The organism is uncultured Eudoraea sp. (genome assembly GCF_947258525.1).
GTDB lineage: Bacteria > Bacteroidota > Bacteroidia > Flavobacteriales > Flavobacteriaceae > Eudoraea.
In genome coordinates, this window is record NZ_CAMYIP010000002.1 from 1 (window position 1) to 5,983 (window position 5,983).

The window sequence follows — 5,983 nt, forward strand, 5'->3', positions numbered from 1 at the left end:
CGCGCGCCCAAAGCTAGCCTGTAAAGAACCAACACTACGGAATTAAACAAGACGCTCCCGATATTACTCCCAAAATAATTGTATTGCACTGGACAGTAATTCCCACATTGGAAGAAGCTTTTGAAGCTTTCGATAAGCCAACTTTGCCGAATACCAGACCCGATATAGTAAATGCAGGCAGTTTAAATGTCTCTTCACAATTTATGGTAGACCGTGATGGTACTATCTATAGTTTGATGCCCGAAACACATATGGCAAGACACGTCATTGGCCTCAATCATTGTGCAATTGGCGTGGAAAACGTTGGAGGGACTGAAGCATTGCCCTTGACCAGGGCACAGCTAAAAGCAAATATATGGTTAGTGGAATACTTGTACGAAAAATATCCAATTGAGTATTTGATCGGGCACTATGAGTATACAAATTTTGTGGACCATCCTTTATGGTTAGAGAAAGACAAAAACTACAGAACCTTAAAAACAGATCCGGGTAAAGATTTTATGGAAAAAGTACGAAAAGCAAGCAAAAATCTTAATTTTAAACCTGTACCAAAAAAACCTGATAGCAATGACCAATAAATACCTGAGTGTACTACTCCTGATTATGCTAAATTCTACGTTATATGCCCAATCCACGGATATAACAAATTCTTTGTATGAGACTTATGAATCTTACAAAGAACAAACCCTGGTTAAAAGACGAATTAAGCATCATGAGTTAGTTCCACTAATAAGTAATTACAGGAATAATCCGAAATTTGATGTAACCAAAGTTGGAACCTCTATTGAAGGCAGAACGCTATCCCTTATTAGTATTGGCAAGGGTGAAACTGATGTCTTTTTATGGTCACAGATGCATGGTAATGAACCAACAGCAACACAGGCCATATTTGATATTTTAAACTTTCTGAATAGTGATGATTTTAAAGATGAAAAAGAAGAGATATTAAAAAATTTAAGACTTCACTTTTTACCCATGTTAAACCCTGATGGCGCAGAAGTATTTCAAAGACGAAATACCCTTGGAGTAGACATTAACAGGGATGCACTTCGTCTCCAATCTCCTGAAAGCAGAACCCTTAAAGGTGTTAGGGATAGTTTAAATGCCGAATTCGGATTTAACCTTCACGACCAAAGTACCTATTACAATGCAGAACGAACCAGTAAACCGGCAACTATTTCATATCTGGCACCCGCTTATAATTATGAAAAAGAAATTAATGAGGTTAGGGGTAATGCTATGAAAGTGATTGTTTTTATGAATAATATCATTCAGAAATATGCTCCCGGGCAAGTTGGTAGATATAACGATGATTTTGAACCACGCGCTTTTGGAGATAATATTCAAAAGTGGGGGACAAGTACAATTTTAATTGAATCTGGTGGTTATCCGGGAGATGTTGAAAAACAGGAAATAAGAAAATTGAATTACGTTTCTATTCTTTCGGCAATTTATACCATTGCAAAAGGAAATTATAGGAATATTGCCCTTGAAGACTATGAAAAAATACCACAAAATGATCGAAAGCTTTTTGATTTAAAAATAGAAAATGTTGGTTATGAATTAATGGGCTCAAAATATATCCTGGATTTAGGTATTCAAAGACCTGAAGTTGATATGAAAGGACATGACGATTTTTGGTATAGCAGCCGAATAATCGACCAGGGTGATCTTTCAACCTATTACGGATATCAAACTTTTAATGGGGCCGACTATACAATTAAACCGGGTAAGGTATATCCAAACACAATAAAATCAATGAAGGATTTGGATGATTTAAACCCTATAGAATTACTTAAATCTGGTTACACGTATATCAGAGTGGAACAACTTGAAGCAAAGATCTTAAATTCACCAATACCAATACACATAATTTCAAAGGCCTATAAAATTCCAAAGTTTAGTCTCGCTGTCGGTAAAAACCCAACTTTCTTGCTTACAAAAGATCAAAAAGTTGAAAAAGCAGTGATAAATGGTTTCTTAATAGATTTGGATACGGAGGATACCGATTTTGTAAATGCTATGATCTACAAATGAGTTATTTCCTATTTGTAAGCTTGATTGGTATAGTTCAACCATCTTTACAATCCCTAGATTATATAACTCCTCCGAACAGGTAACTAAAATTTGTGGAGATTTGGGAAGCGTTTGCCAACAAGACCACCAACATTGTAAACAACATTACTACTATTGATGAGAATACTAATAGTACGGCACTTTGATACCATTTTGATAAAGACCCTATTGCACTCTGACGGATAATTTCGTTTAATATTTGCATGATTTCTTTTTTAAGCGTTAAACAATTTTTAATACAGTTTTAAGTTGCAATAGTTGTTTGTGGTTTATACATATGAAACAATTCACTTCCCAAAAACCCTACTTACCCGGAATATTTGGCAATAAAAAAAGGTGCTTATTAGCACCTCTTTAATTAGTCCGTATTATAGTCTGTTTACTGGCAGCCGCCTGTAAACCCTGTAGTGTCAAATTTAGTTTGTACACCACCCTGAAGATTCCCATTTTTTACTTGTATGACTAAATTATTTTCACCACTTCCATCTCGCTTAGGGGTGCAATATTCAAAGAGATAAAAACTATTTGCTTGTTGGGTAACCCTTAGTGAAATGTCATTAAAAGTTGTTTCAAGTTCTTCTGTACTCCCTGCAAAAACGCTGGAAGTTTTACCAATTTTCATTAGTATTTCAGTATCTATTTCAGACCCTAAACCAATGGCGAAAAAAGAAATGTTGTCGTTAGATTCATTCACTTTTTGGAGGGCCTCATCCTCACTATATCTGGAAGCCTGGTCTGTGCCATCTGTGAAAACAACCACTGACGTGGCACCAATACTATTATTATTAGTGCTTTCAATAAGTAGTTCGGAGGCAATGTTGGCAGACTTAATTACCGCCCCGTATAAATCTGTTGATGGATCATTACTTATAGCAGGTGTTATACTTGCTACTGCAGCTATAAGTTCATCCCGTGAGGCAGTTAAAGGGTTTAACAGATGTAATTCATCTTCTCCGTCAAACCAATAAATAGCCATCCTAAATGAGCCTTCTTCCACAGCCGGCATAACATTGGTTATAAAACTTGTTGTGGCAGATTTTAGTTCCTCCAAACTACCGCTTAGAACACTATTGCTAAGATCGAGCACCAACAATGTACTATTATTAAAAATCTGTGAATTCGGAGAAATCCTCGCATAGGACTCAGAGGCGGATATGGTATTAAAACAATCGTCATTTCGGCCTTGTTCATAGATCGTAAATTGTTCGGCTGTTAATCCTGGAACAGGATTACCGGTTTTGTCAGAAACTCTAAAAAATATAGATACTTTGCCAGGTAAGGTAGTGAATTGATCCTGAATAGATAATACGAGATCATTTTCCCCTAGGTCAAGACATTGATCAACGGTTTTACCCAGCCCTAGAGAACCGGCTTGGTTGATGTCAAAATTTACATCATCATCAGCATTCCCACACGAAGAAAACAAGATAACGGTACAAATAACGCTGAGCAGTTTCAGATACGTTTTCATTTACATAAGTTTTGTTGTTCAACCTGCACAACGGCCATTTCTATTTAAAATTATGAAGAGAATGAAAAACTTTGTTAAATCTTGTTAAAGGTTAGAAGATGAGATTTGATGCCCATAATTAAAATAGAAAACTAAAATTTTACTCTTTAACATTTAACAATTTGTTAAATGGGTGTCAGATACCTATAATTTTGATAACTTTAAGAATAATATTAATAACTGTTAAAACAACAAAAGCATGCCAGCATATCAATTAAATATTAATGGTGAATCCAGGTCATTCAATGTATGGCGATTTTGCCTTTGAGGATGGCATGCCAATGGCTACTAATTTTGATAAATATCGATTAATTCGGATGAAGGAAGTTCCCATAGTAGAAACACATTTAATGAAAAATGAGTTTTCACCAACAGGACTTGGGGAACCTACATTACCTCCTGCAAGTGGTGCCATAGCAAATGCTTATAAAGCCACTACCGGAAAGAGATTGTACAAACAGCATTTTAGCAAGTATCCTGAATTATTAAAAGGACCGGAAAAAGAAATAATTGGTTAATATGACGATATTATTATTTGGTATAACCAAAGATATAGTTGGCAGTTCAACACTGTCAATGCCCGATGCAAAATCGGTAAAAATAAAAACCGTAGGAGAATTAAAATCTTATCTTGCCAGCTCTTATCCCGAATTAACCAGGCTTAGTTCTTTGGCAGTAGCGGTTAACAACAATTATGCAACGGATGATGTTGCAATAAATAGTTTTGATGAAATAGCATTGATTCCTCCGGTAAGCGGTGGTTAAAAGCGGTGGCATGAGTCAGAACTTTTACATAGTATTATATGTTTATAGTGAATCATAGATAAAAAAATTAGTTGTTGTGACAGTTGGTCAAATTGGAACTTATTCCGGACGATATTTTTTTCTGCCGAAAGGGAACATATTCTTTGCAAAAAAGAAAAGTTGCTTACTTTGGTTAAACGTATAAAAATTAGTATTAAATCTAATGAATAATGGATATAGAAGATTGCAGTTCTCATACTAAACTATTTGGCCTGGTACTCTCAGGAGGTAAGAGCACAAGGATGGGGCAGGATAAAGGAGCAATACAATATCATGATCTTCCACAGAGAGAGCATTTGTATAATTTGCTTTCACAGGTATGTACAAGAACATTTTTGAGCATAAGGAAAGATCAGACCGATGAAATTTCAACGGATATTGATACGATAATTGACCAAGATAAATACAAAGGACCTTTTAATGGATTGCTTACTGCACATTCTATCTATCCCGAAGTTGCCTGGTTTGTGATAGCTTGCGATCTTCCGTTGATAGATCTTAATGCAATAAATCAATTAATTAATCTTAGAGATTCATCAAAAGTTGCTACGGCATTTGCCACTAGGGAAAGTTACAGCATGCGACTAGCAGTTGTCCACGAAAATATTTGATTAATTCTGATATAAAATTAGTCTTCCCCAGGGAGGATATTGTTCTTATGAATGCAAACTCAGAAGAAGACTATCGGGAAGTAATATCCAAACTAGAATCCATTTGAACTCAAATCGCTACATACGTCAGACTTCTCTTAAAGATTTTGGTAATAAATCACAGGATTTATTGCTAAGATCACGCGTTTTGGTAGTGGGAGCAGGTGGTCTGGGTATTCCCGTACTTCAATATTTAAACGCCATGGGCGTAGGAACCCTGGGAATTGTAGAGGGAGATAAGGTGGAGTTTTCTAACCTGCAAAGACAAGTCATCTATGGTGAAAAAGATATTGGAAAATCAAAACTTGAAGTAATCATTCAAAGATTAAAAGCGCAAAATTCAAACACCAACCTAATACCTTATGACACTTTTCTAACTAGAAATAACGCTCTGAATATTATCAAAGATTATGATATAGTTGTAGACGCTACAGATAATTTTCCATCGCGTTACCTTATTAATGATGCTTGTGTTATATTAAAAAAACCTTTTGTTTATGGTGCCTTGCATAGTTTTGAAGGCCATATTTGTGTATTTAACTACAAAGGTGGACCTACCTATCGATGCTTGTTTCCTGTTGCTCCCGAGGGTTCATTGATACCCAATTGTGATGTCAATGGAGTGTTGGGGATAATTCCGGGAATTGTTGGCACTTTACAGGCGTTGGAAGTAGTTAAATGTCTTACAAATTTAGGTGAAGTTTTATCTGGTAAGCTATTAATATATAATGGGTTAAATCAATCATTATATAAAACAGTTTTTTCATTGAAGGCTGAAAATTCTTTGCGTTCCCAACTCGAGGGTTCTTACGAAATTTCCAATTGCACTTTTGAAAACGAGATCACTGTTGAAGAATTCAAAAAGATAAAAAATGAGACAATTTCCTGGCAATTAATCGATGTGCGGACGAAAGAGGAATTTAACTCAGAGCCATTGGAGGGG

General features: G+C 35.7%; 7 protein-coding genes and 1 pseudogene. 6 read left to right on the forward strand and 2 right to left on the reverse strand.

Translation table 11 applies throughout. The features are described from left to right. Window positions 1–29 precede the first annotated feature (29 nt). Window positions 30–578 (forward strand): annotated as a pseudogene (locus Q0X89_RS00025) (N-acetylmuramoyl-L-alanine amidase); the annotation flags it as partial. Next, window positions 568–2,037, forward strand: coding sequence for a M14 metallopeptidase family protein (locus Q0X89_RS00030; protein ID WP_297690559.1), 1,470 nt, complete (start codon window positions 568–570; stop codon window positions 2,035–2,037). The pseudogene Q0X89_RS00025 and the gene Q0X89_RS00030, both read left to right, overlap by 11 nt. 58 nt (window positions 2,038–2,095) lie before the next feature. Here the strand turns inward: Q0X89_RS00030 and Q0X89_RS00035 are convergent, their stop codons facing one another. Beyond that, complete coding sequence (locus Q0X89_RS00035; RefSeq protein ID WP_297690560.1) at window positions 2,096–2,281, reverse strand: hypothetical protein; 186 nt, start codon at window positions 2,279–2,281, stop codon at window positions 2,096–2,098. A gap of 174 nt (window positions 2,282–2,455) precedes the next feature. Further along, window positions 2,456–3,547 carry a VWA domain-containing protein gene (locus tag Q0X89_RS00040; RefSeq protein ID WP_297690561.1) on the reverse strand — a complete coding sequence of 364 codons (1,092 nt, stop codon included), beginning with the start codon at window positions 3,545–3,547 and terminating at the stop codon, window positions 2,456–2,458. A gap of 263 nt (window positions 3,548–3,810) precedes the next feature. Between Q0X89_RS00040 and Q0X89_RS00045 the strand changes: the two genes are divergently transcribed. From Q0X89_RS00045 to Q0X89_RS00060, 4 genes are all read left to right on the forward strand, one after another. Continuing rightward, window positions 3,811–4,104, forward strand: a complete 294-nt coding sequence (locus Q0X89_RS00045; protein WP_367176778.1) for a hypothetical protein — start codon at window positions 3,811–3,813, stop codon at window positions 4,102–4,104. A gap of 1 nt (window position 4,105) precedes the next feature. Then, complete coding sequence (locus Q0X89_RS00050) at window positions 4,106–4,351, forward strand: MoaD/ThiS family protein (RefSeq protein WP_297690562.1); 246 nt, start codon at window positions 4,106–4,108, stop codon at window positions 4,349–4,351. Window positions 4,352–4,560: 209 nt separating this feature from the next. Next, a complete protein-coding gene (locus tag Q0X89_RS00055; protein WP_367176780.1) occupies window positions 4,561–5,001 on the forward strand; it encodes an NTP transferase domain-containing protein in 441 nt (146 codons plus the stop codon). Window positions 5,002–5,104: 103 nt separating this feature from the next. After that, window positions 5,105–5,983, forward strand: an 879-nt coding sequence (locus Q0X89_RS00060; protein WP_297690563.1) for a HesA/MoeB/ThiF family protein, incomplete at its 3' end; no start/stop codon positions are given.